The sequence below is a fragment of the Bradyrhizobium sp. Arg816 genome (assembly GCF_029989365.1).
In the GTDB taxonomy this organism is placed as follows: Bacteria; Pseudomonadota; Alphaproteobacteria; order Rhizobiales; family Xanthobacteraceae; genus Bradyrhizobium.
In genome coordinates this window covers 1-468 of the sequence record NZ_JAPRAQ010000186.1, presented here as the reverse complement: position 1 = coordinate 468, position 468 = coordinate 1, and the positions used below count along the sequence as shown (strand labels likewise).

1 pseudogene is annotated in these 468 nt (G+C 56.6%); it reads right to left on the bottom strand.

Annotated features, from left to right (window positions below):
• Positions 1 to 124, bottom strand: a pseudogene (gene rirA, locus OWC48_RS46430) (iron-responsive transcriptional regulator RirA); the annotation flags it as partial.
• Between the last annotated feature and the right edge of the window lie 344 nt (positions 125 to 468).

The window sequence follows — 468 nt, the reverse complement described above, 5'->3', positions numbered from 1 at the left end:
ACAGGAACAGTTCCGATACCGTATAGGCGGCGGCGATTTCGGGAATGCGGCTGAGGCGGCCGTCATTGGCCGCACAATACATCAATATCCGCATGGCGTAGTTGGTCTGGCGCGTGAGCCGCATGATCGCTCCTTCGCAAAGCGCTGGTTGCAGCGAATATGGCCCATAGTCTGGAACAATTCTAGACTGGAGCCGACCATAGATGATGTTTTTAATCCAGTTTCCATCGCAATCGCGTGATCCAGAGGCGGTTCCGTTGCGTCAAGCATCGCGAAGGTCTCGCCAGCCGCCCTTGCCTTGCGTTTCAGTGGAAACTCACGATTATTCCAGTTGAGGGAATGGAACCGGATACAATCCACGGGAGGGGGCATGTCTCTGGAGACCGGGCTCAGGAATATCCCCAGTCCGCCCAAGAAGCCGTTCGTCGGCAACATGCTGACGGTGGACAAGGAGACGCCGCTCCAGAG